Genomic DNA, 22,758 nt, shown 5'->3' on the forward strand with positions numbered 1-22,758 from the left:
CCCGGATGAACCACGGTGAACGACGCCAGACGTGGGGGTGAACACTTCCGTAAGTGAGGGTAGTTCGTCCCGTTCTGTGTGGTAGCCAGGTTAACAATGACCCTACGATCGCCGGGTGGAGTGGGCGGTGGCGGTCGTGGTGGCCCTGGCGTTGGTGGCCGGGATGGCCGCCGGTCTGTTGCTGCCCCGGTTCCTGCCGAGACGGGACGGTCACTCCACGTCGACGGGGAGCGTCAGCTTCCGCTGGAGCAGGGGGAGGCCCGCGATCGCCGAGGAGCAGCAGGCCGGGCTCGGCCGACGGACGATCGACTCACTCCGGGCCGGTGTCGTGGTTCTGGACAACGACGACGTCCCCGTGCTGATCAACCCGGCCGCCCGCGCGATGGGACTGCTGCGTACCGGCAGCACCCCGGGCTCAATCGCCGCGCACCCGCTGATCCGTACCCTTGCCGGTCAGGTGCGACGCACCGGCGTGCGACGCGAGATCGAGCTGGACCTGCCCCGAGGTCGCGACAGTGCGGGGGAGAACCCGCTCGGCGTGCACCTGCGGGCGATGGGTCTCGGCAACGGCTTCATCGCTGTCGAGGCGGTCGACGTGACCGAGTCGCACCGGCTGACCCGGGTACGACGCGACTTCGTGGCCAACGTGAGCCACGAGCTGAAGACCCCGATCGGGGCCCTGCAACTGCTCGCCGAGGCGTTGCTGGACGCGACCGAGCCGGCCACCGCCGCGGCACCCGACCTCTCCGAGGACCTGGTGGCCGCCCGCCGGTTCGCCGAACGGATCCAGCACGAGTCGACCCGGCTGGGTCGGCTGGTGCAGGAGTTGCTGGAGCTGACCCGGTTGCAGGGGGCTGAGCCGCAGCCGCCACCGGAGCCGGTCGCGCTGGACTGGGTGATCGCCGAGGTGGTCGACAGGACCCGCACCACGGCCTCCGCCCGGGGTGTCGCGGTGGCGGTGGACGGGGCGCGTGGTCTCACCGCGTACGGCAGCGACTCCCAACTCGCCACTGCCGTGGCGAACCTGGTGGAGAACGCCATCAACTACTCGGGCGAGGACACCACGGTGCGGGTGACCCTCCGCGGCGACGACGAGCACGTCGAGGTCGCCGTCGCTGACCAGGGCATCGGTATCGCCCCCACCGACGTCGACCGGATCTTCGAGCGGTTCTACCGGGCCGACCAGGCCCGCTCGCGTGCCACCGGCGGCACCGGGCTCGGTCTGGCGATCGTGAAACACATTGCGAGCAACCATGGCGGACGGGTCGAGGTGTCGAGCACTCTTGGTGGTGGATCGACGTTCACCCTCCGGCTGCCCGCCAGTCCACCGGATGACCTCCTGGCGACACTGCCGCCGGTTGGGATCGAGTCCGGTCCGACTGGGCTACGGCAGGTCTGACAGCAAATGGAAAGGAAATCCCCGTTGAGCCGCGTTCTCGTGGTCGAGGACGAGGAGTCGTTCTCCGACGCCTTGTCGTACATGCTCCGTAAGGAGGGCTTTGAGGTTTCGGTCGCCGCGACCGGCACCGACGCCCTCACCGAGTTCGACCGGACCGGCGCCGACATCGTGCTGCTCGACCTGATGTTGCCCGAGATGTCGGGGACCGAGGTCTGCCGGCAGTTGCGCCAGCGCTCCGCCGTGCCGATCATCATGGTCACCGCCCGGGACAGCGAGATCGACAAGGTGGTCGGGCTGGAGATCGGCGCTGACGACTACGTCACGAAGCCGTACTCGCCGCGGGAACTGGTCGCCCGGATCCGGGCGGTGCTGCGCCGGCAGAGCCCGGAGGTGGCCGAGGCGGGTGCGCCGACGCTGGCCGCCGGGCCGGTGCGGATGGACATCGAGCGGCACGTGGTGACAGTCGACGGCGGGGCCGTGCAGCTGCCGCTGAAGGAGTTCGAGCTGCTGGAGCTGCTGCTGCGCAACGCGGGCCGGGTGCTCACCCGCGGCCAGCTCATCGACCGGGTCTGGGGCGCCGACTACGTCGGTGACACCAAGACGCTGGACGTGCACGTCAAGCGGCTGCGCTCCAAGATCGAGCCGGAGCCGTCAGCGCCGCGCTTCATCGTGACCGTCCGGGGCCTGGGCTACAAGTTCGAGCCGTGATCGGCGTACCCGAAGGGGGTCTGCGTTCGACGCAGGCCCCCTTCGGCCTGTCCGTGCCTGCTCAGCGGACGATCTTGATGTTGAAGATGGCGGAGTCGAGCCGACCGTAGAGCCGCAACCAGAGTGGCAGCAGCATCTCGGTACCCCGCGCGGTGGAGAGGTCGCCGAGATCGATCACGTCAGTGTGGCCGAAGCTGATGAGCAGCCGCGTGACGATCCGCTTGGCCTCCGCGTCGTTGCCGGAGACGAAGACGCTGTGCTCGCCCTCGGCGAGCTGGCGCGGATCCACCATCAACTCGGCGGTCAGCGTGTTGAGCGACTTGACGACCCTGGTCTGCGGAAACTCGCGCTGGATCCGCTCGGCCAGGGAATCGGTGTTGAGCACCGACAGGGTGGGTGGGAAGCCCGCAGTGAAGTCGAGCGGGTTGGCGATGTCGAGCAGGACCTTGCCGGCCAGGTTCGGTGCGCCGGCCGCGGTGAGCGCCGGGAGTGAACCACTGCCGTTTGTGGCGTTGACCACCAGTTCGGCGGCGTCGGCGGCTTCGGGCAGGGTCGCCAGGCCAACCTCGGGGTGCTGCTCCAGCCAGGCGGTCTGTTCGCCGGCCCGCACGGCCGCGACGTCACGGGTGCCGATGGTGACCTGATGGCCCAGCTCCGCCGTGCGACCGGCGATGGCCCGACCGACCGAGCCGGTTCCGAGAACTGCGATTCGCATGTCGATCGATCCTCTGTCGGGATGTCGAGTGGGGGTTGCGCCGATTGCTAGCAGGCTAACAGACAGGTCTGTCTACCGTGGACCCGCTCGTGCCCGCGCCTGCCGCGTCCGCCGCCGGGCGCCCTGCGCCCGGCCCGATGCCACCGACTCCTGACGGCGCAGGTCGCGGCGGTCGACGGCAGGGAAACGTCCGCGTCAGGGCGCCGGGGTGACAGACAGAACTGTCGGTAGGATCAGGCCCGCCAACAGCATGTCGAGGGAGTACCGATGCCTGCGCCCCGCACTCCGGCCGGCTCGGCCCGGGACCGAATCCTTGACACCGCGTTCCGGCTCTTTTACGCGCACGGGCCGCGCGGAGTGGGGGTGGACACGGTGATCGCCGAGTCGGGCGTGGCCAAGGCGACGCTCTACAAGCACTTCCCGCGCAAGGACGATCTCGTGCTGGCGTACCTGGATCGGGTCGACCAGGCGTGGTTCGGCGCGTTACGCGCGGCGGCTCGGGATGCCGGCGACGAGCCGCGCGACCAACTGGTCGGGATGTTCGACGCGTTGGCCGGGGCCTGCCGCCGGGATGGTTACCACGGCTGCGCGTTCATCAACACCGCGGCGGAGTCGTCCGCGGGCGGCCCCGTGCACGCCCGGACGGTTGATCACAAGACCGTGGTACGCGGCTGGGTGACCGAGCTGGCCCGCCGGGCAGGTGTGGCCGAACCGGAGTTGCTCGCCCTCCAGCTCACCCTGCTGCTGGACGGCGGGCTCGCCGGCGGTGTGCTGGACGGCGACCCGCTGATCGCCGACGCGGCTCGGCGCAGTGCCCGCACGCTCGTCGAGGCGGCGTTGCGCTGAGCAGGATCCGCTAGACCTCGTCGGCCGGGTGCGGGGCGATCATGCCCTGCTTCGTCCTGGTCGCGCACAGCTCGGCCAGCCGCTCGTACGCGGCAGCGCCGATCAGGGCGGTCAGCTCCGGCCCGTACGACAGGTACATCGGCTCGGCGCCGACGTGCGCGTCCGTCGAGGAGGTGCACCACCAGTCCAGGTCGTGCCCGCCGGCTCCCCAGCCCCGCCGGTCGAACTCGGACAGGGTGGAGACCAGCACCTTGCTGTTGTCCGGTCGTTTCACCCAGTCCTGATCACGGCGGATCGGCAGCTGCCAACAGACGTCCGGCTTGTATTCCAACGGGTGCAGCCCGTCGCGCAGCGCCTGGGCGTGCAGTGCGCAACCGCCACCGCCGACGAAGTCGGCGTCGTTGAGGAACACGCACGGACCGTCGGGGCCCTGGGTGGCGGTGCGGCGGGCCGGGTTCTTGCCGTCGATGGTGTCCTCGTCGGTCCAGTTCTTGAACCCGCGCCGGAAATGCTGCCAGGTCGACGGGGTGAGCCGCCGGACGGCGTTGCGGACCCGCTTCTCGTCGTCCGAGTCGGTGAAGAACGCCCCGTGCGAGCAACAACCGTCGGCCGCCCGGCCGGCGATGATGCCGTGGCAGCCCTTGCCGAAGATGCAGGTCCAGCGGGAGAGCAACCAGGTCAGGTCGGCCCGGATCAGGTGCGTCTCGTCGGCCGGGTCGGTGAACTCGATCCACTCCCGAGGGAAGTCCAGGGGCACCTCGCGACTGCGCGGGTCACCCGGGTCGTCCACCAGCACACGGAGCTCCATCGTCACCCGGCCCAGCGTACGCGTGGTGACGTCCGCAGGCCGGTGAGCCGCGCAAACGTGTTGCGCCTACTGTCTTCACCATGCGACTGGGTGTCCTCGACGTCGGATCCAACACGGTGCATCTCCTTGTGGTGGACGCGCACCACGGCGCGCACCCGTGGCCGGCGCACTCCGAGAAGGTGGTGCTCCGCCTCGCCGAGCAGATCGGCCCCGACGGCGCGCTGACCGAGGCGGGCGCGGATGGCCTGGTCAAGGCGGTGGGCATGGCCAAGGCGGCGGCCACCGGGTTGGCGGCCGACGACCTGATCGCCTTCGCCACGTCCGCGGTGCGCGACGCCACCAACGCGGCCGAGGTGCTGGCCCGGGTCCGGGACGAGACCGGCGTACGCCTGGCGGTGCTCTCCGGGGCGGACGAGGCGCGGTCGACGTTCCTGGCGGTACGGCGGTGGTTCGGCTGGTCGGCGGGCCGGCTGCTGGTGCTCGACATCGGTGGTGGCTCGTTGGAGATCGCCGCCGGCATCGACGAGGACCCGGACGTCGCTGTCTCCCTGCCGCTCGGGGCCGGGCGGCTGACCCGCGAGCGGCTGCGGGTCGATCCGGCCAGTGCGGCCCCGCCGTCGGCGGAGGCCGTCGACAAGCTCCGGGAGTACGTGGACGGCCGGCTGGACAAGGTCGTCGACCAGATCACCCAGGTGGGCTGGGATCGGACGGTGGCCACCTCGAAGACGTTCCGCACCCTGGCCCGGCTGGCCGGGGCGGCACCGTCCGGTTCCGGGCTGTGGGTGCGACGCAGCCTGACCCGGGCCGGCTTGCGGCAGGTCATCGGCTTCATCCGGCACATCCCACCGGCGCAGGTGATGGAGCTGGAGGGGGTCAGCGCGGGTCGGGCTCACCAGTTGCTGGCCGGTGCCGTGGTCGCCGAGGCGGTGATGCGCCGCCTGGATCTGGACTCGCTGGACATCTGCCCGTGGGCGCTGCGGGAGGGTGTCATTCTCCGCCGACTCGATCAACTGGAGCCGATCTGATCAGGCGGCCGTTTTCGGTCGGTTTGCCGGCGCTCGTCACGATGCCCCCGGCGCTGCCGGGCTACGCTGGCTGATGTGACTTCCCGCGTTCCCGTGCTCCTGTCCAGCTCGTCGGTCTTTCCCGAGCCGACCGCGGCGGCGTTCCAACTGGCCGCGGCGCTCGGCTACGACGGCGTCGAGGTGATGGTCTGGACCGACGTTGTCAGCCAGGACGCGGGCGCGCTGCGCGGCCTCTCCACGCACTACGACGTGCCGGTGCTCTCGGTGCACGCGCCCTGCCTGCTGGTCACCCAGCGGGTGTGGAGCCCGGACCCGTGGGAGCGGCTGCGCAGGGCCGCCGAGCTGGCCGAGACGCTGGGCGCGCCGACCGTCGTGGTGCACCCACCGTTCACCTGGCAGCGCGACTACGCGCGCAACTTCGCCGAGGGTCTGGCCAGCGTCGCGGACCGGTTCACCGGGCTGCGCTTCGCCGTGGAGAACATGTACCCGGTGCGGATGGCGGGTCGGCAGTTCGTCCCGTACGTGCCCGGTTGGGACCCGACCGACGCCGGCTATCCGTCGTACACCCTGGATCTGTCGCACTGCGCGGCCTCGCACAGCGACCCCCTGGAGATGGCCGACCGGATGGGCGCCGGGCTGGCACACGTACACCTCGGTGACGGCACCGGCGAGGGCCGCGACGAGCACCTGGTGCCCGGGCGCGGCACCCAGCCCTGCGGGGAGTTGCTCTCCTCGCTGGCCGGCCGGGGTTTCACCGGGGCGGTGGCGGTGGAGGTCGCCACCCGGGGCGCGAAGAGCCGCGCGGTGCGCGAGGCGGACCTGCGCGCCGCGCTGGAGTTCGCCCGCCAGCACCTGACCGCGTCGTCACCGGTCGACGCCTGACCGTCCGCCCACTATCGGGCGGCAGCGGCGTCAGCTGACCGGTGAGAGGGAATCGGCTGCGGAGGTCGGTTGCGGGGCGACAGTCACCTGCTCGCCGACCGCCGCCCGCTTACGGGCCCGGTGCGCGGCGACGTGCGAGCGGGTGGCGCAGCGCTCCGAGCAGAACCGCCGGCAGCAGTTGGACGACGTGTCCAGGTAGACGTTGCCGCACCGCTCGTCGGCGCAGACCCCGAACCGGGCGCTGCCGTACTCGCAGAGCCAGACCGACAGCCCCCAGACCGCGCCGGCCAGGTATTCGGCACTGACCGAGGCACCCCGACTGGTCACGTGCATGTGCCAGTCGCTGGAGTCGTGCCCGGAGATGCGCGGCTGCACCGGGAACGCCTCGAGCATCGCATTCAGCTCGGTGACCGCCTGGGCGTCCCGCCCCGAGGTGCCGTACTCGAAGACGTCGCGCAACCGTTTCTGCGCCCGGCGGAAAATCGCCACGTCCCGGTCCGCGACCTCGTCGCGCATCCAGGCGTTCTCGTCGGGGAAGAGGGCCCGCAGGTCGTCGAGGTCGTCCAGGCGGGCGTTGACCAGGTCAACGCCGGTCCGGGCGTACGCGTCGAAGTTCACGCCCCAACGGTAGACGACTCAGCGGGTGCGCGGCGCGTCGATGTAGTGCGGCAGGAACCGCGCGTAGCCATCGGTGATCAGACTCGCGCTCTCCCGCACACCCACGCCGGCCGATTCGCCGTCGACGATCCAACTGCCCAGCACCATCCGGTTACCGGCGAACTGCGGCAACGCCCGGAACTCCTGGTAGCACCAGCCCTCGTCGCCGTAGATCCCCGGGTTGGTGATCTCCTCATCGGCGGTGACGATGCGTACCGAACCGCCCTCGCGGCCGAGCAGTGGCTTGGCGACGTACTCCGCCATGCCGCGCGGCGAGTCGAGGTACGCCGGGAGCAGGTACTCGTGGCCCGGGTACAGCTCCCAGAGGACCGCGAGCAGCGCCTTGTTGGAGAGCAGCAGCTTCCAGGCCGGCTCGATCCAGGTGGTCGGGGTGCCCGGGGCCAGGGCCGCCGGCCCGTACGGCTCGGCCAGCATCCACTCCCACGGGTAGAGCTTGAAGCAGGTGGTCACCGGGTTGTCGTCGGCGTCGACGAAGCGTCGGCCGTCCCAGCCGATCTCCTGGATCGGCTGGAGTTCGACGCTGAGACCGGCCTGCCGGGCGGTCTCGGCGAGGTAGCCGGCGGTCATGTGGTCCTCGCCGGACTCCTCCTCGTTCGACCAGAGCACGTGCACCCGGGGGTCGTGCAGCCCGGCCCCGATCTTCGCCCAGGTGCCGACCAGCCGCTCGTGCAGGCTGTTCCACTGGTCCAGCTCCGGGCGGGTCTGCTCCAGCCAGTACCACTGGATGATGCTCGCCTCGACAAGCGCGGTGGGGGTGTCCGCGTTGTACTCCAACATCTTCGGGGGCCAGGTGCCGTCGTACGCGAGGTCGAAGCGCCCGTACAGGGTCGGTGGCGCCTCCCGCAGGGACCGGGCCACCGCCTCGGCCGCCCACTCCGGGATGCCGAACTCGGCGTACCGGCGCTGCGCCACCACGTGCTCGGCGGCGGCCACCGACATCCGGTGCAGTTCCTCGGTGGCCTCCTCCAGCCGCAGCACCTCGTCCAGGTCGAAGGCGTACGCGGCGGTCTCGTCCCAGTACGACATGATCCCGCCGTCGGGCAGCTCGGTGTCGACGTAGACCAGCCCCTGCGACCGGATGGTGGCGTCCCAGTCGGGTCGCGGCGTGACCGTCTCGCGGCGCACCTCAGCCGCCGCAGGCGGCGAGGTGGGTGCCGAATCCGCCGCGTTCGGGCAGGGCGGCGGTGGTCGGCTCCGGGGCGGTGCGACCGGCGGCCGGGTCGGTGACCCGCATCGCCAGCGCGACGGTGTCACCGCCGCCGACCGGCCCGAGGGCGCAGTCGTCGTCATCGTCGTCGTCCGAGGTCATGTTGCAGCCGGAGAGGGCGAGCGCGAGAGCGGTGAGCGCGCCGAGCTGCACGGAGGCCGAGCGGAGTCGGCGGCGGGGGCGTTGGTCCACGGCATCGTTGTAGCCGATCGACGCCACCGCCGCCGCCCCGCCCCCATGCCGAGGTGGCCCGGCCGCCCCTCGGCGGGGCCCCTGGCAGGGGCGTTACGCTCGGCTCATGCTCCGTTCCGTCATCCTCGCCGCCTCCCGGTCATCCCAGGTCGAGCGGCTCGTCGCGACTGCCCCGTACACCCGGGACGTCGTCCGCCGGTTCGTCGCCGGCGCCGCCACCGACGACGCGTTGCGCGCGACCCGCGTGCTCGTCGACGACGGCCTCGCGGTCACCCTCGACCACCTCGGTGAGGACACCGTCCGCCCCGAACAGGCCACCGCCACCCGGGACGAATACCTGAAACTGCTGAAGATGCTCGGCGATGCCGGGCTCACCCCGGCCGCCGAGGTGAGCGTGAAGCTTTCCGCCCTCGGCCAGATGTTCGACGAGCAGTTGGCGTACGACAACGCGCGGGCGATCTGCGCGGCGGCCGACGCGGCGGGCACCACTGTCACCCTGGACATGGAGGACCACACCACCACCGACTCGACGTTGGAGGTGCTGAGCCGGCTGCGCAAGGACTTCCCGTCGACCGGCGCGGTGCTCCAGGCCTACCTTCGCCGGACCGAGTCGGACTGCCGGGAGCTCTCCTCGGCCGGGTCGCGGGTGCGGCTGTGCAAGGGCGCCTACAAGGAGCCGGAGTCGGTGGCGTACCAGTCGGCCCGTGAGGTGGACAAGTCGTACGTGCGCTGCATGAACATCCTGATGTCCGGCGACGGGTACCCGATGCTGGCCACCCACGACCCGCGGATGATCGCGATCGGTGAGGACCGGGCCCGGTGGTTCGACCGTGGGCCGGAGCGCTTCGAGTTCCAGATGCTCTACGGCATCCGCCCCGAGGAGCAGGCCCGGCTGGCCGGCGAGGGCTACACCGTGCGCACCTACGTCCCGTACGGCGACGAGTGGTACGGCTACCTGATGCGCCGGCTCGCCGAGCGCCCCGCCAACCTGGTCTTCTTCGGCCGCGCCCTGATCTCCAAGAAGTAGTTCCTCCGGTTCGGCCGACGGGCCGGCGGAGACCTCTCGGGTCACCGTCGGCCCGTTCTGCGTATCCGGCTTGCCAACTCTGGCTAAGTGCATTAGCTTTAAAGCTATGACAACTAGCCAGGTGCGGCGGAACGGCGGACACATCGTGTACGAGGCGCAGGGCGAGGGCCCGTTGGTGGTCCTCGCGCACGGCATGGGCGAGAACAGGGCGAGCTTCCGGCACCTCGTGCCGCTGCTGGTGGCCGCCGGTCACCGGGTCGCCTCGGTCGACGTCCGGGGGCACGGCGAGTCCAGCGCCGGCTGGCCCACGTACGCCCCGGCGGAGGTCGGCGCGGACCTGCTGGCCGTGGTCCGCGACCTCGACGCCGGTCCGGCCGTGCTGGTCGGCAGCTCGTCCGCCGCGGCGGCGGTGGTCTTCGCCGCCACCGATGCCCCCGAGCTGGTCACCGGCATCGTGCAGATTGGCGCCTTCGTCGGTCAGCCGAAGCTCAACCCGCTGCTGCGGATGGCGATGTGGTCCGTGCTGCACAGCCCTCGACTGTTCGGGATGTTCCACAACACCCTGTTCCCGGTGCACCGACCCGCCGACGACGCCGCCTACCGCCGCTCCATGGTGACCAACCTGCGCGAGCCCGGCCGGATGGCCGCGACGCGCGGCGTGATCGCACCGGCCGAGCCGCACTGGACCGCCCGCGCCCCGCAGGTGCGGCAACCCGTGCTGGTGCTGATGGGGTCCAAGGACCCGGACTTCCCCGACCCGGGAGCCGAGGCGCGAGCCGCCCGGCGGCTCTTCGGCACCGCCGAGGCCCGGATGATCGAGGAGTCCGGCCACTATCCGCACGCCGACCAGCCGCAGCGCACCGCTGAGCAGGTGCTCGGCTTCCTGGCGGTGTGCGCCGGTGCCTAGGGTCGGCCTGAACCAGCAGACCGTCGTACGGGAGGCGGCCCGGCTGGCCGACGAGGTCGGCTTCCAACAGCTCACCCTCGCCGCGCTTGCCAGCCGTCTCGGGGTGGCGCTGCCCAGCCTCTACAAGCACGTGCGGGGGGCGGACGCCCTGGCCCAGAAACTGGCCGCCCTGGCCACCGCCGAGCTGGCCACCGAGATGAGCACCGCCGCCGTCGGCCGCTCCGGTGGCGACGCGCTCAGGGCCATGGCGGACGCCTACCGTGACTACGCCCTCCGGCACCCCGGCCGCTACCCGACGACCCAGCGGGTGCCCGACCCGGCCGACCCGGAACACGTCGAGGCGGGCGAACGCGCCGTCGGTGCCATCTTCGCGGTGCTGCGTGGGTACGGGCTCACCGGCGATGACGCGGTGGACGCGACCCGCGCGCTGCGCAGCGCCCTGCACGGCTTCGTGACCCTGGAGGCCGCAGGCGGCTTCGGCCTGCCCCGCGACGTCGACCGCTCGTACCACCAGTTGGTCGCGAGCATGGACATCTCGTTCCGCTCCTGGCCGCGCACCGGCGGGTGAGCCAGCGGCCGGGCCGATCGGCCCGGGGCGGCCTCGCCGCATCCAGGTAGTGGTCGTACCCTTCGGCGGGTGACTGACGAGGTGCAGCAGCCAGCACCACGGCGGCTCTGGCCGCTGTGGACGGTGCTCGTGGTGGTCGTCCTGCTGCTGGGCTGCGGCCTGCCGGCGGCGCTCGTCGTCGGAGTGATCCGGGAGACAGGCTCGCGCCCCACCGTCAGCCGGGTCGGCGCCTCAGCGGCCGACGACCCCGCCACCGCAGTGGCCCGCGGGCTGTCCGACCGGATCACCGCCCAGCTCCACAAGCAGTCCGCGGCACTCCTCGGCGGCGACCGCGCCGGGTTCCTCGCCGTCGCCGATCCCGCCGCCCACAACGACCTGCGCCGACGCTTCGCCGCACTACGCGAGCTCAAGGTGACCGGCTGGCGGGCCGAGCCGAGTGGCCTGCCCGTGCCGATCATCGGCAAGCCCGGCGAGTGGCGGATGCTGGTGCGCTTCCAGTACTGCTTCGTCACGCCGAACTGCCGGCCCAGCCCGGTGCTGATCGGCACCCGGTGGCGGGAGAACGGCGACCAGCCCCGGATGGTCGCCATGGAGGAATCCAAGTCGGTGGAGACCGGCACCCGACCGTGGGAGATCAGCGACCTGGCGGTCGCCGTCGGCGCGCGGACCATCGTCGCCACCACCCCGGCGCTGCGCGGCAAGCTGCCCGGCCTGCTCGCCCAGGCCGAGGCGGCGGCGAAGGTCGCCGACGGGTACGCGGTGACCGGCTCACCGCCGGACCGATACCGGATCTTCTACGCCGGTCGCACCGAGTGGCAGCGCTGGTACGGCGGGGAGCGCCCGGAATGGACCGGCGGCTACGCGGTGACAGTGGGCGGCGGCCACCACGAGGTGGTGCTCAACGCCGAAGGGCTCTCCAACAGCGGCACCGACGACCTGCTGCGCCACGAGCTGACCCACGCGGCGTCACTGCCGGAGCGCGGCTACCCGGGCAAGCTCACCTGGTGGTTGGTCGAGGGCCTGGCCGAGTTCGCCGGTGCCGGCGGCCAGGCGGTCGACCGGTACGAGGGCATCGCCGACGTGCGCAAGATGATCCGGGGCGGCTGGGACGGCAAGTTGGAGGGCGTCAACCCCGCCGACGATGCGTCGGCCGAACGGGTCGCCGCCAGCTACGGCATCGGCTACCTGGCCGTTCGGCACCTCGTCGACAGGTACGGGCCGCTGCGGCTGCTCACCTTCTTCAAGACCGTGGTACACGATGGCAGGACCATCGACGCGGCCTCCGAGAAGGCGTTCGGTGAGCAGTGGTCGACGCTGCACGACGAGTGCGTGGCGTACGTCCGCGCCACCGCCGCCTGACGCAGCTCGGAGGCGGTGCGGGGGTGCGCCGTACCATCGATGGGTGCGCCGTCCTCAGTTGTCACGGCCCGCCAGCACCATGCGGCCCCGCCTGCTCATCGCCCTGACCGCCGTCGTCGTCCTCACCGCCACCACCGCCGCCTCCTGCGGCGACGAAGGCCCCGATCTCGCGTTGGCGTCGGCCGCGCGCAACCCGGTCACCGAGGTGATCGACGCGCCGGCCACGGTGACCGCCCGCGCCGCCGCCACCCTCACCGCTCCCGCCGACGGCACCCTGTCCAGCCTGCGTGTCCAACCCGGACAGCGGGTCAAGCGCGGTCAGGTGCTGGCCGTGGTCGACTCACCGAGCGCGCAACAACGTCTCCGTCAGGCCAAGGAGGCGCTGGCCGCCGCGAAGCGCGCCGGTCGAGGCGTCGGAGCGGGCAGCCTGACCAGCAGCCGGCGTGGCACCGACAAGGCCGCCGACGAGGCGTTCGACGCGGCCCGGAAGGCCGCCGAAAAGATCGCCGACCCGCAACTGCGCGACGCGCTGCTGACCCAGGTGACGTCCGCGCAACGCCAGTACACGGCCGCCGCGCGCAGCGCCGACCAGGCGGTCCGCGCGGTGCAGCGGGGGATCAACGGGTTGAGCTCCGCCGTCGGCGCGCTCTCCGCGGCGCAACGGCTCCAGGCCCAGCAGGCGTACGACCTGGCGAAGGCGACAGTCGACGCGCTGACCCTGCGCGCCCCGATCGCCGGGGTGGTGCAGCCCGGCGGCACCCGGGCCGGCGGTGGCGCGAATGCCGGTCTGGCCGGTCTGTTCGAGCAGGCCGGAGGCGCGCAGGCGGCCGGCCTCGACCCGTCCGTGCTGACCCCCAGCCAGGGTGGGCCGCCGGCCGGCGTGGACGACGCCGTCGCGGTCGGCGGTCAGGTCACCGCCGGCACACCGGTGCTGACAGTTGTGGACACCGGGCAGTTGGGTCTGCTCGCCGAGGTGGACGAGACCGACGTGCTGCTGGTCAAGGCCGGCGTGCCGGCCACCGTCGAGTTGGACGCCGTCACCGGCGCCAGCTACGACGCCAGCGTCCGCTCGGTCGACGTGCTGCCCACCAACTCCGCGCAGGGCGGGGTCACCTACCGGGTCCGCCTCACGCTGGGCGCCGGGAAGCTGGCCGAGGACGAGCCGGCCCCGACGCCCCACCCCGGCATGAACGCGATAGTGCACCTGCGGGTACGCGAGGCCGTCGACGCGGTGACCGTCCCCGCCTCGGCCGTGTTCTCCGCCGACGGCCGGGACGCGGTCTGGGTGGTCCGTGACGGCAAGGCGGGCCGGGCGTCGGTGACAGTGGGCGTCCAGGGGTCAGACCTGGTGCAGATCCTCAACGGCGTGCAGCCCGGCGACCGGATCGTGGTGCGCGGCGCCGACCAGGTCCGCGATGGCCAGGAAGTCCGGTGACCGAGTCCGCCGTCGCCGAACCGCGCGGCGACCGCCCGGCAGGGGAGCGCGTTCCGGCCATCGAGGCGGTGGACGTGTCCCGGACGTACCAGCTCGACGGTGTGTCGGTGGAGGCGCTGCGCGGGGTGTCGCTCACCGTGCAGCCGGGTGACTACGTGGCCCTGGTCGGTCCGTCCGGCTCGGGCAAGTCCACCCTCATGCACCTCCTCGGCGGGCTGGACCGGCCCACCGGTGGCCGCCTGGTGATCGGCGGGCGGGACGTCAACGCCCTCGCCCCACCGGAGATGGCGACCCTGCGCAACGAGACGATCGGCTTCGTCTTCCAGGCGTTCCACCTGTTGCCGCGTACCTCGGCGGTGGAGAACGTGGCGTTGCCCCTGGTCTACCGGGGGGTGTCGGCCCGACAGCGACGGGAGCGGGCGGCGGCGATGCTGGGCCGGGTCGGCCTCGGGCACCGGCTGGACCACCGGCCCAACCAGATGTCCGGCGGTGAGCAGCAGCGGGTGGCGATCGCCCGCGCTCTGGTCACCGAGCCGACGGTGCTGCTTGCCGACGAACCCACCGGCAACCTGGACAGCGTCACCGGCGCCGCGGTGCTGGAGCTGTTGGAACAGTTGAACGCGGAATCCGGGGTGGCGCTGGTGATGGTCACCCACGACCAGGAGGTGGCGGCCCGCGCCCACCGCCGGATCACCATGCGCGACGGGGTGGTCGTGGCGGACAGCGCCGACCCGCGCTCCGCCCATGATCGACCGCCGTCCGTTGATCACGGTCGACCTGCGACACTGGTCCCCGCTCCCAGCGCGGAGCCCCGGTCCGCGTCCGGAAGCGGTCCGGGGCACCCGTCCGGTGGCTCCGGTGGCGCCACCGGAGCCACCGGACGCCTTCCGCGCGAGGTCGAGCGGCCCGGAGGTACGGCGTGAGAGTCGCCGAGGCGTGGCGGGTGGCGCTGGACGCCCTGCGGGCCAACCGGCTGCGAAGCGCGCTGACAATGCTCGGGGTGATCATCGGGGTGGCCTCGGTGGTGCTGCTGGTGGCGATCGGCACCGGCACCAAACAGAAGGTCGAGCAACAGGTCGAGGGTCTCGGCTCGAACCTGCTGCTGGTCGTCCCCGGCCGTATCGAGGTGGGCAACGCGCCGGTCGTCTCGCCGCTGACCCTCAAGGACGTGGACGCCGTCACCCGGGTGGTCGGCGACCCCGATCGGGTGGCGGTCACCGTCGCCTCCGGGGCGACCGCGCGAGCCGGCGCCCGTTCCGACTTCACCACAGTGCAGGGCGTCCTGGAGACGACGCCGGCGGTGTTCACCCGGTCGCTGGCGCGGGGACGCTATCTCACCGGCACCGACGTGGACACCAGCCGACGGGTGGCGGTGCTCGGTGACTCGGTCGCCCGTGCGCTCTTCCCCGATCGGGACCCGCTCGGCCAGCAGGTGGCGCTGGCCGGGGTGCGCTTCCGGGTGATCGGTGTCTTCGCGCCCCTCGGGCAGAGCCTCGGCGTCGACCGGGACGACGAGGTGCACGTGCCGGTGACCGCGGCGCAACGACTCTGGGGCACCCAGCGGGTCGACGGCATCGCGGTGAAGGCACCGGACCGGGAGCGGATCGACGAGTTGGGCGAACGGATCGTCGCCGAGCTGAACCGCCGCCACCCGGACACCGAGTTCAGCGCCGTCACCCAGCAGCAGATCCTCGGCGTGCTCGGCGACATCCTCGGTGTCCTCACCGGCGTGCTGGCGGCCATCGCCGGCATCTCGCTGCTCGTCGGCGGTGTCGGCGTCTCCAACATCATGCTGGTCAGCGTCCGGGAGCGGACCCGGGAGATCGGGTTGCGCAAGGCCGTCGGCGCGCGTCCCCGCGACATCGGCGTGCAGTTCCTGCTGGAGGCGGTGCTGCTCACCACGATCGGCGGGCTCACCGGGATGGCGCTGGGCGTGGGAACCGCCCTGCTGGTCGACGCGCTGTCGCCAATTCCGGCGGCGATCACCTGGTGGTCGTTGGCGCTCGCCTTCGGTGTGTCGGCGGTGGTGGGCATCGTCTTCGGGGTGGTTCCCGCGCAGCGCGCCGGCCGTCTCGACCCGGTGGTCGCGCTGCGCACCGAATGAACAGCGCCGCAACAACCGGACGACGGACGCGGACGGGCGGATACCGGGAGCACGGATCGGGTGAACCGGCCACCGAAGCATGATCAGTTGCAGGAAGGGATCGCGCCGGTCACAACCGCCCCGCTACCGTACTGGTAACACGCGCGTCGTCGGCCCGGCCCGGAGCATCCGTCGGGTTGGCACGCGCCGGGCATGGGATGGGTCGGTGAGCCATGGCCGGGTCACAGTCCGACGGACGGCTGTCGGAGGTCAAGTTCCTGACCGTCGCGGAGGTGGCGACGGTCATGCGGGTGTCAAAGATGACTGTCTATCGCCTGGTGCACAGCGGTGAGCTCACCGCCGTCCGGGTCGGCCGGTCATTCCGGGTGCCCGAGCACGCGGTGCACGAATATCTCCGGGGTGCCTTTCAGGAGACCGCCTGAGCCACCGCCCCGCCCTCCGATCGCGAGTTGACCGGCGTCGGGGGGCGTAGGGAGTGAGCTCGCGGACCCCTCGGTCGCGAGCCAGGGGCGGCCGTGACGGGGGCGCGTTGGTCTGGCTGACGCCCTCCGGCTACCCTGGAGCCCGACCGAGACCCCACCGGTGCGCCCCGCCGCCCAGACTGGTCCGGTCCGTTGTCCGCAAGCGGTCGCCGTCGCCACCTGCGTGGTGTCATCCGGTCCGCCCCGCACGTTGTATCGAAAGGCTGTCGTATGGGCTCGGTGGTCAAGAAGCGCCGTAAGCGCATGGCTAAGAAGAAGCACCGCAAGCTGCTGCGCAAGACCCGCGTCCAGCGTCGCCGTCTCGGCAAGTGATCGCCGCCGGGCTCAAAGCCCGGCGTTCGGCGTCACTTGCCAAACTGTCGACCTCCGGAGGCTCAGGTGATCAGGCCGTGGTCGTCCCGGCTCGGTCCATCCTGCCGGCGTAGGTGCGTCAGATGACCCCCGGTGGCACCTCAGGTGCTCCGGGGGTCGTCGTCGTCACCGGAGTGGGCCGCTACCTGGGCGCCCACGTGGCGGCCCGGCTGGCCGCCGACCCGCGCATCGAACGGGTCATCGGGGTCGACGCACCGGACTCCGGCACCGAATTCACCGACCTGCTGGACCGGGTCGAACGGATCCGCGTCGACAGCGGTTCCCTCGGTGGCCTCCTCGCCGACCTGGACGTCGACGCGGTGGTGCACCTCGCGCTGGTCACCTCACCCGACCCGCAGCATGGCGGCCGGTCCGCGATGAAGGACCAGAACGTCATCGGCAGCATGCAGATGCTCGCCGCCTGCCAGCGGGCGCCCCGACTGCGCAAGCTCGTGGTCCGTTCGTCGACCGCCGCGTACGGGGTGTCGTTCCGGGATCCGGCGGTCTTCACCGAGGAGACCGAGCCCCGTGAGGTGCCGCGCGGCGGTTTCGGCCGCGACATTCTCGACCTTGAGGGGTACGTGCGCGGTTTCCGCCGCCGCCGGTCCGACGTCACCGCCACGGTGCTGCGCTTCGCCCCGTTCATCGGCTCGACCGCCGACACCACGCTGACCCGCTACTTCTCACAGCCGTTCGTGCCGACAGTCTTCGGCCGTGACCCCCGCCTGCAGTTCCTGCACTTCGACGACGCGTTGGAGGTGCTGCACAGGTCGATCGTGGAGGACCATCCCGGCACGTACAACGTCGCCGGCCCCGGGGTGCTGTCGCTGTCCCAGGCGATCCGGCGCGCCGGCCGGGTCGCCGTGCCGGTGCTGGAGCCGAGTCTCTCCGGGGCTGCCGCGATGGCCCGCACCATGGGTTTCGGCCGCTACGGCCTGGACCAGGTCGACCTCTTCGTGCACGGCCGGGTGGTCGACACCAGCCGGCTTGAGCAGGAGTACGGCTTCACGCCCCGGTCGACCGCCGAGGCGTTCGAGGACTTCATCCGGGCCCATCACGGTGGGGTGGTGGTCACGCGGGATCAGCTGGCCGCCGCCGAGCAACTCGTCCTGGACGGCATCCGGCAGGTCCGTTCAGCAGTCCGGGACCGGTCGTCGTGAGCGCGAGGAGTGAGCCGGTCTTGCGAGCCCCGCAGTCGCGAACCGAGGTGGCATCGTGAGCGCGAGGAGTGAGCCGGTCTTGCGAGCCCCGCAGTCGCGAACCGAGGTGGCATCGTGAGCGCGAGGAGTGAGCCGGTCTTGCGAGCCCCGCAGTCGCGAACCGAGGTGACGCCGTGAGTGGGCCGGAGGAGGGGCGTGACCCGCAGTCGGTCGGGCGGTTCGACGTACCCGCGCAGGTGCCGCCGCCGGACGCGGAGCCGGCGCGGCGCAACGGACATCGACCGGCCGCGCAGGCCACGCCGACCCCGACCGCACCGCTGGCCTCGACCCCGACCCCGACTCCGACGCCGGCCGACGCTGTCGACGCCGGGTTGTCCGGCGGCACCGAGCCGGCCGTGTCGGACCGGCCCGGGGACCACTGGGACCGCAAGGTGGCGAACGGGTTGGCGTTTCTGCGCCGGCGGCTCTCCGGTGACTACGAGGTCGACGAGTTCGGTTTCGACTCGGAGTTGACCGACGCGGTCTTCCACCCGCTGCTGCGACTGCTCTACCGGGACTGGTTCCGCACCGAGGTCAGTGGGGTCGAGCACGTCCCCGTGGACGGGCCCGCGCTGGTGGTCGGTAACCACTCCGGGACTGTGGCACTGGACGCCCTGATCCTTTCGGCGGCGCTGCACGACAAGCATCCCGCCCACCGCTACCTGCGGCTGCTCGGCGCCGACCTGGTCTTCCGGATGCCGGTGGTCTCCGAGTTGGCCCGCAAGACCGGCGGCACTGTGGCCTGCAACCCGGACGCCGAGCGGCTGCTCGGCGGCGGCGATCTGGTCGGTGTGTTCCCCGAGGGTTTCAAGGGCATCGGCAAGCTCTACGCCGACCGTTACAAACTGCAACGCTTCGGTCGGGGCGGGTTCGTCTCGGCGGCGCTGCGCACCGGCACCCCGATCGTGCCCGTCGCCATCGTCGGCGGCGAGGAGATCTACCCGATGCTCGCCGACATCAAGCCCCTGGCGCGGCTGCTGAAGCTGCCCTACTTCCCGGTCACGCCGACGTTCCCGCTGCTCGGCCCGCTGGGCATGGTGCCGCTGCCCAGCAAGTGGCTGATCGAGTTCTGCCCGCCGATCCCCACCGCACACCTGACCGACTCGGCGGACGACCCGCTGGTGGTCTTCAACCTCGCCGACCAGGTGCGGGAGACCATCCAGCAGACCCTGCACACGCTGCTGGAGCGACGCCCCGACCCGTTCGGCCCCTAGGGCGCGGGCTTCGACATACGCCCCGAACGGGCGGCTCAGCCGGCGCGGCGGCGGCGTTGCAGGGCCAGGCCGGCGGTGACGGCGCCGGCGACCAACCCGGCCGCCGCGGTCGACGGCACCGCGATCTTGACCGCTCGGCGGCCGGTGCGGAAGTCCCGCACCTCCCAGCCGTGCTGGCGGGCCTGCCGCAGCAGGGCGCCGTCCGGGTTGACGGCCACCGCCCGACCCACCGCGGAGAGCAGCGGCAGGTCGTTCGCCGAGTCGCTGTAGGCCGCGCAGCGGGCCAGGTCGAGCCTTTCCACGGCGGCGAGCTGGGTGACCGCCTCAGCCTTGGCCGGCCCGTGCATCAGGTCACCCACCAACCGCCCGGTGTACGCCCCGTCGAGCACCTCGGCCACGGTGCCGATGGCACCGGTCAGGCCGAGCCGGGCGGCGATCACCCGGCCGATCTCGACGGGGGCGGCGCTGACCAGCCAGACCCGCTGACCGGCCTCCAGGTGACGTTGAGCGAGCTGGTGGGTGCCGGCCCAGATCCGAGGGGCCATCATCTCGTCGAAGATTTCCTCGGCGAGGTGTTCGACCTCGTTGACCCGCCAGCCCTGGACGAAGGCCAGCGCCGCCTCCTTGGCCACTGACATGTCACCGGCGTGCTCGCGGGCCAGCAGCCGGAAGCGGAGCTGCTGCCACGCGAATCGGGCCAGGTCGGCGGTGGTCACGTAGTTTCGGGAGGCCAGCCCACGGGCGAACCAGTAGATCGACGCGCCCTGCATCATCGTGTTGTCCACGTCGAAGAACGCCGCGGCGGCCGGGTCGGGTGCGCTGACCGGGGCCAGGTCGGTCTCCGCCCAGGCTGCGGTGTGCCCCTCGGCGTCGGTACTGACCGTCACCTTACGGCTACGCGCCACGCGAATCCCTTCCTCACCGGTACGACGGATGTTCCTCCCCAGCGAGGGTATCCGCCGTAGACGGGCGACCGGCCGGGCACACAGCGAACTGTGGCGCGGCCGGTCGGACGTGCGGTATAGGGATGCAGGTCAGCGGGCCCCGGGGCAGGTGTTCGGGTCCGGCCCGAGGGCGTCACTGGCAGTCGGTGCCGGCAGGCGGCAGGCGATCGCCGCGCGCAGGTCGTCCGAGCGTTCCCGGATGCTGTCCAGCAACAGCAGCGACCGCTGGGTCCGTTCCCGGTCGACCCGGGTGCTCCCGTCGAGCAGACCGCGTACCGCCCGGCGCTGGCTCGACACGAAGGTGTTGAGAGTGTCCAGGCTGCCCGGCTCGGCCCGCTGTACAGCGGCCGAGGTCAGCAGGCGAACGCCCTGCCGGCTGTCGGCGTCCATGTCGTCGAGGACCGCGCTGTAGCCGATCCGGTCACCGCGCAGCTTGGCGGCTTCGCCGACCCTGGTCCGGGCGAAGTCCAGGAAGAGTTGGCCGCGGCTGATGTCGGAGCTGGCCAGGGCGAGCTGTGCCCGTTCGGTGGAGCGCTTCATGCCATACAGCGCGTCACCGGGCACCGCGTTCTCGCTGGCGGCGGAGATCCCGGAGACGGCGATGGCCCCGGCGGCGATGCCGACCAGGATCGCGCCCCGTGCTCGGGCCCGCCGTGCGGTGACCGCCGGCAGTAGCCGCCCACGGGTGGTCGTGGCGGCCGGTTCGCTGACCGCCGCTGGTGTGCTGCCCAGCCCTTCCCGTTCGGCGGTTGCGAGCAGCATCGCCCGCAGGCCGGTACGGAAGTCCTGGTCCACCTCGACAGCCGGGGGGTCGACGCTGAGCCGTTGACCCACTGCGACGAGCGGCGCCAGTTGGCTGTCCACACGGGATCGCACGTGGTGTCGTCGAGCGCCGTTGGCCTCGTCGAGAAGCTGCGCGAAGCGCTCCGCGCGCCGGCGGGAGAAGAGGGTGTTGTCCACCGCAGGCACCTCCTCTCGCTGGTCACGGCCGGTCGGCCGCCGTCGTTGCCAGCGACCGGGCGGCAGTGTGACACCACGGAGGTGAGGTGCCGCCGGCATACCGGTCGGACCTCGGTGACCCGGGCCTGCCGGGACATCCACCGGTCGCACCCGGAGAAACGCGGCGGACCGGGCACGGGTTACGGGCCTGGCGGAGCGGAAATTACAGAAAGTGATGGTCATCACCCGGCGGGACCGACTCTGAGCTGCGCGGACGTTGATCGACGCCCGTCGGTCCCGCCGTAACAAACTACGGCTGGAAGCCGTCGGGTAGCAGCCGGGCCAGGGCGCGGACGGCGCGGTACTGGAGGGCCTTGATGGCTCCCTCGTTCTTGCCCATCGCGCGGGCCGTCTCGGCGACCGAGAAGCCCTGGAGGAAGCGGAGCACTATGCACTCCTGCTGCTCCGGGTTGAGCTGCTTCACAGCGGTGAGGAGCGCGACGTTGGTGATGTGCTCCACCACCGCCGCCTCCGGGCTGCCCTCCGGGCCCCGGTCCTCCCGGTCGGCGTCGAGCACGTCGCCGGTGGTGACCTCCAGCCGGTACCGGCCCGACTTGAAGTGGTCCGCGACGAGGTTGCGGGCGATCGTCACCAACCAGGCGCCGAGGTCGCGGCCCTGCCAGGTGAAGCTGCCGATCCGCTTGAGCGCGCGCAGGAAGGTGTCCGAGGTGAGATCCTCGGCGAGTTGCCGGTTGCCGACCCGGAAGTAGACGAACCGGAAGACGGTGTCCACGTACCGGTCGTAGATCAGACCGAACGCCGCGGACTCGCCGGCCTGGGCCCGCTCGATCAGCGTCCAGACCTCGGTTGCCGGGTCGGACGGGTCCGGGCGGCTCGGGAAACCGGTCGGGGTGGTGGCCTCGGTGGCCGGCACCGCCGGGATCACCGCTGTCTCACCCGCCGCCGGGTCGGTGGTGACCGCCGGTGTGTCGCTTACCCGACGACCCTGCACCGGCATGGTGGGCCGGGGCGGTACGGCGACCCGGCCGCCGGCCGGCTTCGCGTTTCCACCGGGCACCGCGGGTCGCGGCGGTGGCTCGTTGTGGTGCGGCCGGCTGCGGGTCCGCTGCGCCGCGCCGTCACCCCGCACGACGCCACCGTGCTGTTCGTCCGATGGGGCACGGGCGGCTGGCCGCTCGTTGACGTGGGAGCGGGCGGTTTGACCGGTCAGGCCGACCGGGCGTTCCGCGTAACCGAAGGTGGTCACCGTGTTGCCCCCGTCCCGTCGGTCGCCGGGCGGGCCGGTCTAGGTCTCGTTGGGGCGGACCGACCGGGTGACCGGTCGGGCAGGGCGGTCACGGGAGTTGCCGACGGGCGGCAATTCCCCTGGAGGTGCTGGTCCAATGCGCTCACAGGCACGGGGGCCTCCTCGGGCTGAGGGGTGTCGACTCACGGCAAATGGGGTGAGCCGACCCGAGTGATGATAGGGCCAACGTCACCCGCGCGTGGCAAGTCCGTTACACAAGGCGGAAGTATTTCCCGCTCCCTCGCACCAGTGGCGGACCGGTTGTCCGTCGTGTGCGATTGACTTTCCGTCGGCCTGGTGTTCCAGAATGGATGCCCAGGTCGGAGGCTCTCCGACCGTTCGGCTGACCCGTCGCGCCGGCCGGCCGGACGGGGGCGGCCGAACTGCCCGCGGTCAGCGTCGCACGTCCCATCGACAGGACCTGATCGGATCGCCGGTGGCACACCGGACAGTCCCGTACATG

The 22,758-nt window shown here is 71.8% G+C and carries 24 protein-coding genes; 16 read left to right on the forward strand and 8 right to left on the reverse strand.

What is annotated here, in order from left to right; translation table 11 throughout:
* Positions 1-115: 115 nt before the first annotated feature.
* Positions 116-1,399, forward strand: coding sequence for a sensor histidine kinase (locus ACLJOK_RS28375; RefSeq protein WP_410821677.1), 1,284 nt, complete (start codon positions 116-118; stop codon positions 1,397-1,399).
* A 24-nt stretch (positions 1,400-1,423) separates the two neighbouring features.
* On the forward strand, positions 1,424-2,107 hold the full coding sequence (locus tag ACLJOK_RS28380) for a response regulator transcription factor (protein WP_030329696.1): 684 nt from the start codon (positions 1,424-1,426) through the stop codon (positions 2,105-2,107).
* A gap of 61 nt (positions 2,108-2,168) precedes the next feature.
* Here the strand turns inward: ACLJOK_RS28380 and ACLJOK_RS28385 are convergent, their stop codons facing one another.
* Positions 2,169-2,822 carry an NADPH-dependent F420 reductase gene (locus tag ACLJOK_RS28385; RefSeq protein ID WP_410821678.1) on the reverse strand — a complete coding sequence of 218 codons (654 nt, stop codon included), beginning with the start codon at positions 2,820-2,822 and terminating at the stop codon, positions 2,169-2,171.
* Positions 2,823-3,089: 267 nt separating this feature from the next.
* On the opposite strand from ACLJOK_RS28385, the gene ACLJOK_RS28390 reads away from it, so the two are divergent.
* Positions 3,090-3,668, forward strand: coding sequence for a TetR/AcrR family transcriptional regulator (locus ACLJOK_RS28390; RefSeq protein ID WP_410821679.1), 579 nt, complete (start codon positions 3,090-3,092; stop codon positions 3,666-3,668).
* Positions 3,669-3,678: 10 nt separating this feature from the next.
* On the opposite strand, the gene ACLJOK_RS28395 is transcribed toward ACLJOK_RS28390, so the two are convergent.
* Positions 3,679-4,476: a hypothetical protein gene (locus tag ACLJOK_RS28395; protein WP_410822205.1), complete on the reverse strand. Its 798-nt coding sequence runs from the start codon at positions 4,474-4,476 to the stop codon at positions 3,679-3,681.
* An 80-nt stretch (positions 4,477-4,556) separates the two neighbouring features.
* Between ACLJOK_RS28395 and ACLJOK_RS28400 the strand changes: the two genes are divergently transcribed.
* A complete protein-coding gene (locus ACLJOK_RS28400; RefSeq protein WP_357190292.1) occupies positions 4,557-5,501 on the forward strand; it encodes a Ppx/GppA phosphatase family protein in 945 nt (314 codons plus the stop codon).
* A gap of 75 nt (positions 5,502-5,576) precedes the next feature.
* Positions 5,577-6,383 (forward strand): sugar phosphate isomerase/epimerase family protein, encoded by an 807-nt coding sequence (locus ACLJOK_RS28405; protein WP_410821680.1) that lies wholly within the window; start codon positions 5,577-5,579, stop codon positions 6,381-6,383.
* Positions 6,384-6,413: 30 nt separating this feature from the next.
* On the opposite strand, the gene ACLJOK_RS28410 is transcribed toward ACLJOK_RS28405, so the two are convergent.
* From ACLJOK_RS28410 to ACLJOK_RS28420, 3 genes are read right to left on the reverse strand one after another with little or no spacing between them, the layout of a single operon-like run.
* Positions 6,414-7,001 carry a CGNR zinc finger domain-containing protein gene (locus ACLJOK_RS28410; protein WP_410821681.1) on the reverse strand — a complete coding sequence of 196 codons (588 nt, stop codon included), beginning with the start codon at positions 6,999-7,001 and terminating at the stop codon, positions 6,414-6,416.
* A gap of 18 nt (positions 7,002-7,019) precedes the next feature.
* The gene (locus ACLJOK_RS28415; RefSeq protein ID WP_410821682.1) at positions 7,020-8,186 is read right to left on the reverse strand and encodes a glutathionylspermidine synthase family protein; all 1,167 of its coding nucleotides are present in this window, start codon (positions 8,184-8,186) and stop codon (positions 7,020-7,022) included.
* Between the two features lies 1 nt (position 8,187).
* Positions 8,188-8,460, reverse strand: a complete 273-nt coding sequence (locus ACLJOK_RS28420) for a hypothetical protein (protein ID WP_225855034.1) — start codon at positions 8,458-8,460, stop codon at positions 8,188-8,190.
* A gap of 106 nt (positions 8,461-8,566) precedes the next feature.
* Here ACLJOK_RS28420 and ACLJOK_RS28425 point away from each other — a divergent pair, with 106 nt between their 5' ends.
* From ACLJOK_RS28425 to ACLJOK_RS28475, 11 genes are all read left to right on the forward strand, one after another.
* A complete protein-coding gene (locus ACLJOK_RS28425; RefSeq protein WP_410821683.1) occupies positions 8,567-9,487 on the forward strand; it encodes a proline dehydrogenase family protein in 921 nt (306 codons plus the stop codon).
* Between the two features lie 106 nt (positions 9,488-9,593).
* Positions 9,594-10,394 (forward strand): alpha/beta fold hydrolase, encoded by an 801-nt coding sequence (locus ACLJOK_RS28430; protein ID WP_410821684.1) that lies wholly within the window; start codon positions 9,594-9,596, stop codon positions 10,392-10,394.
* A complete protein-coding gene (locus ACLJOK_RS28435; protein ID WP_410821685.1) occupies positions 10,387-10,962 on the forward strand; it encodes a TetR/AcrR family transcriptional regulator in 576 nt (191 codons plus the stop codon). Before ACLJOK_RS28430 ends, ACLJOK_RS28435 begins: the two co-directional genes overlap by 8 nt.
* Before the next feature lie 69 nt (positions 10,963-11,031).
* Positions 11,032-12,321 carry a hypothetical protein gene (locus ACLJOK_RS28440; protein WP_410821686.1) on the forward strand — a complete coding sequence of 430 codons (1,290 nt, stop codon included), beginning with the start codon at positions 11,032-11,034 and terminating at the stop codon, positions 12,319-12,321.
* Positions 12,322-12,400: 79 nt separating this feature from the next.
* Complete coding sequence (locus tag ACLJOK_RS28445; RefSeq protein WP_410822206.1) at positions 12,401-13,756, forward strand: efflux RND transporter periplasmic adaptor subunit; 1,356 nt, start codon at positions 12,401-12,403, stop codon at positions 13,754-13,756.
* Positions 13,753-14,679: an ABC transporter ATP-binding protein gene (locus ACLJOK_RS28450; RefSeq protein WP_410821687.1), complete on the forward strand. Its 927-nt coding sequence runs from the start codon at positions 13,753-13,755 to the stop codon at positions 14,677-14,679. The genes ACLJOK_RS28445 and ACLJOK_RS28450 overlap by 4 nt, the downstream gene beginning before the upstream one ends.
* The gene (locus ACLJOK_RS28455; protein ID WP_091402733.1) at positions 14,676-15,860 is read left to right on the forward strand and encodes an ABC transporter permease; all 1,185 of its coding nucleotides are present in this window, start codon (positions 14,676-14,678) and stop codon (positions 15,858-15,860) included. Before ACLJOK_RS28450 ends, ACLJOK_RS28455 begins: the two co-directional genes overlap by 4 nt.
* Before the next feature lie 212 nt (positions 15,861-16,072).
* Positions 16,073-16,282, forward strand: a complete 210-nt coding sequence (locus ACLJOK_RS28460) for a helix-turn-helix domain-containing protein (RefSeq protein WP_007465625.1) — start codon at positions 16,073-16,075, stop codon at positions 16,280-16,282.
* 270 nt (positions 16,283-16,552) lie between these two features.
* Positions 16,553-16,654 (forward strand): 30S ribosomal protein bS22, encoded by a 102-nt coding sequence (locus tag ACLJOK_RS28465; protein WP_007465623.1) that lies wholly within the window; start codon positions 16,553-16,555, stop codon positions 16,652-16,654.
* A gap of 122 nt (positions 16,655-16,776) precedes the next feature.
* Complete coding sequence (locus ACLJOK_RS28470; protein ID WP_410821688.1) at positions 16,777-17,853, forward strand: NAD-dependent epimerase/dehydratase family protein; 1,077 nt, start codon at positions 16,777-16,779, stop codon at positions 17,851-17,853.
* Positions 17,854-18,224: 371 nt separating this feature from the next.
* Positions 18,225-19,106, forward strand: coding sequence for a lysophospholipid acyltransferase family protein (locus tag ACLJOK_RS28475; RefSeq protein ID WP_238682137.1), 882 nt, complete (start codon positions 18,225-18,227; stop codon positions 19,104-19,106).
* Positions 19,107-19,141: 35 nt separating this feature from the next.
* Here the strand turns inward: ACLJOK_RS28475 and ACLJOK_RS28480 are convergent, their stop codons facing one another.
* The 3 genes from ACLJOK_RS28480 to ACLJOK_RS28490 all read right to left on the reverse strand — a co-directional run bounded on the left by ACLJOK_RS28480 (position 19,142) and on the right by ACLJOK_RS28490 (position 22,256).
* Positions 19,142-20,011: an HAD family hydrolase gene (locus ACLJOK_RS28480; RefSeq protein WP_410821689.1), complete on the reverse strand. Its 870-nt coding sequence runs from the start codon at positions 20,009-20,011 to the stop codon at positions 19,142-19,144.
* Between the two features lie 129 nt (positions 20,012-20,140).
* A complete protein-coding gene (locus tag ACLJOK_RS28485) occupies positions 20,141-21,010 on the reverse strand; it encodes a DUF5667 domain-containing protein (protein WP_410821690.1) in 870 nt (289 codons plus the stop codon).
* Positions 21,011-21,299: 289 nt separating this feature from the next.
* Entirely contained in the window at positions 21,300-22,256 is a 957-nt protein-coding gene (locus tag ACLJOK_RS28490; protein ID WP_410821691.1) for an ECF subfamily RNA polymerase sigma factor, BldN family, read from the reverse strand.
* Positions 22,257-22,758: the final 502 nt, after the last annotated feature.

The sequence above is a fragment of the Micromonospora sp. 050-3 genome (genome assembly GCF_046549335.1).
In the GTDB taxonomy this organism is placed as follows: Bacteria; Actinomycetota; Actinomycetes; order Mycobacteriales; family Micromonosporaceae; genus Micromonospora; species Micromonospora trifolii.

Bases quoted from the DNA above. Each gene is read 5' to 3' on its own strand.
- ACLJOK_RS28385 (WP_410821678.1), bottom strand. From the start codon at position 2,822: ATGCGAATCGCAGTTCTCGGAACCGGCTCGGTCGGTCGGGCCATCGCC.
- ACLJOK_RS28390 (WP_410821679.1), top strand. From the start codon at position 3,090: ATGCCTGCGCCCCGCACTCCGGCCGGCTCGGCCCGGGACCGAATCCTT.
- ACLJOK_RS28395 (WP_410822205.1), bottom strand. From the start codon at position 4,476: ATGGAGCTCCGTGTGCTGGTGGACGACCCGGGTGACCCGCGCAGTCGC.
- ACLJOK_RS28400 (WP_357190292.1), top strand. From the start codon at position 4,557: ATGCGACTGGGTGTCCTCGACGTCGGATCCAACACGGTGCATCTCCTT.
- ACLJOK_RS28425 (WP_410821683.1), top strand. From the start codon at position 8,567: ATGCTCCGTTCCGTCATCCTCGCCGCCTCCCGGTCATCCCAGGTCGAG.
- ACLJOK_RS28430 (WP_410821684.1), top strand. From the start codon at position 9,594: ATGACAACTAGCCAGGTGCGGCGGAACGGCGGACACATCGTGTACGAG.
- ACLJOK_RS28445 (WP_410822206.1), top strand. From the start codon at position 12,401: ATGCGGCCCCGCCTGCTCATCGCCCTGACCGCCGTCGTCGTCCTCACC.
- ACLJOK_RS28460 (WP_007465625.1), top strand. From the start codon at position 16,073: ATGGCCGGGTCACAGTCCGACGGACGGCTGTCGGAGGTCAAGTTCCTG.
- ACLJOK_RS28465 (WP_007465623.1), top strand. From the start codon at position 16,553: ATGGGCTCGGTGGTCAAGAAGCGCCGTAAGCGCATGGCTAAGAAGAAG.
- ACLJOK_RS28470 (WP_410821688.1), top strand. From the start codon at position 16,777: ATGACCCCCGGTGGCACCTCAGGTGCTCCGGGGGTCGTCGTCGTCACC.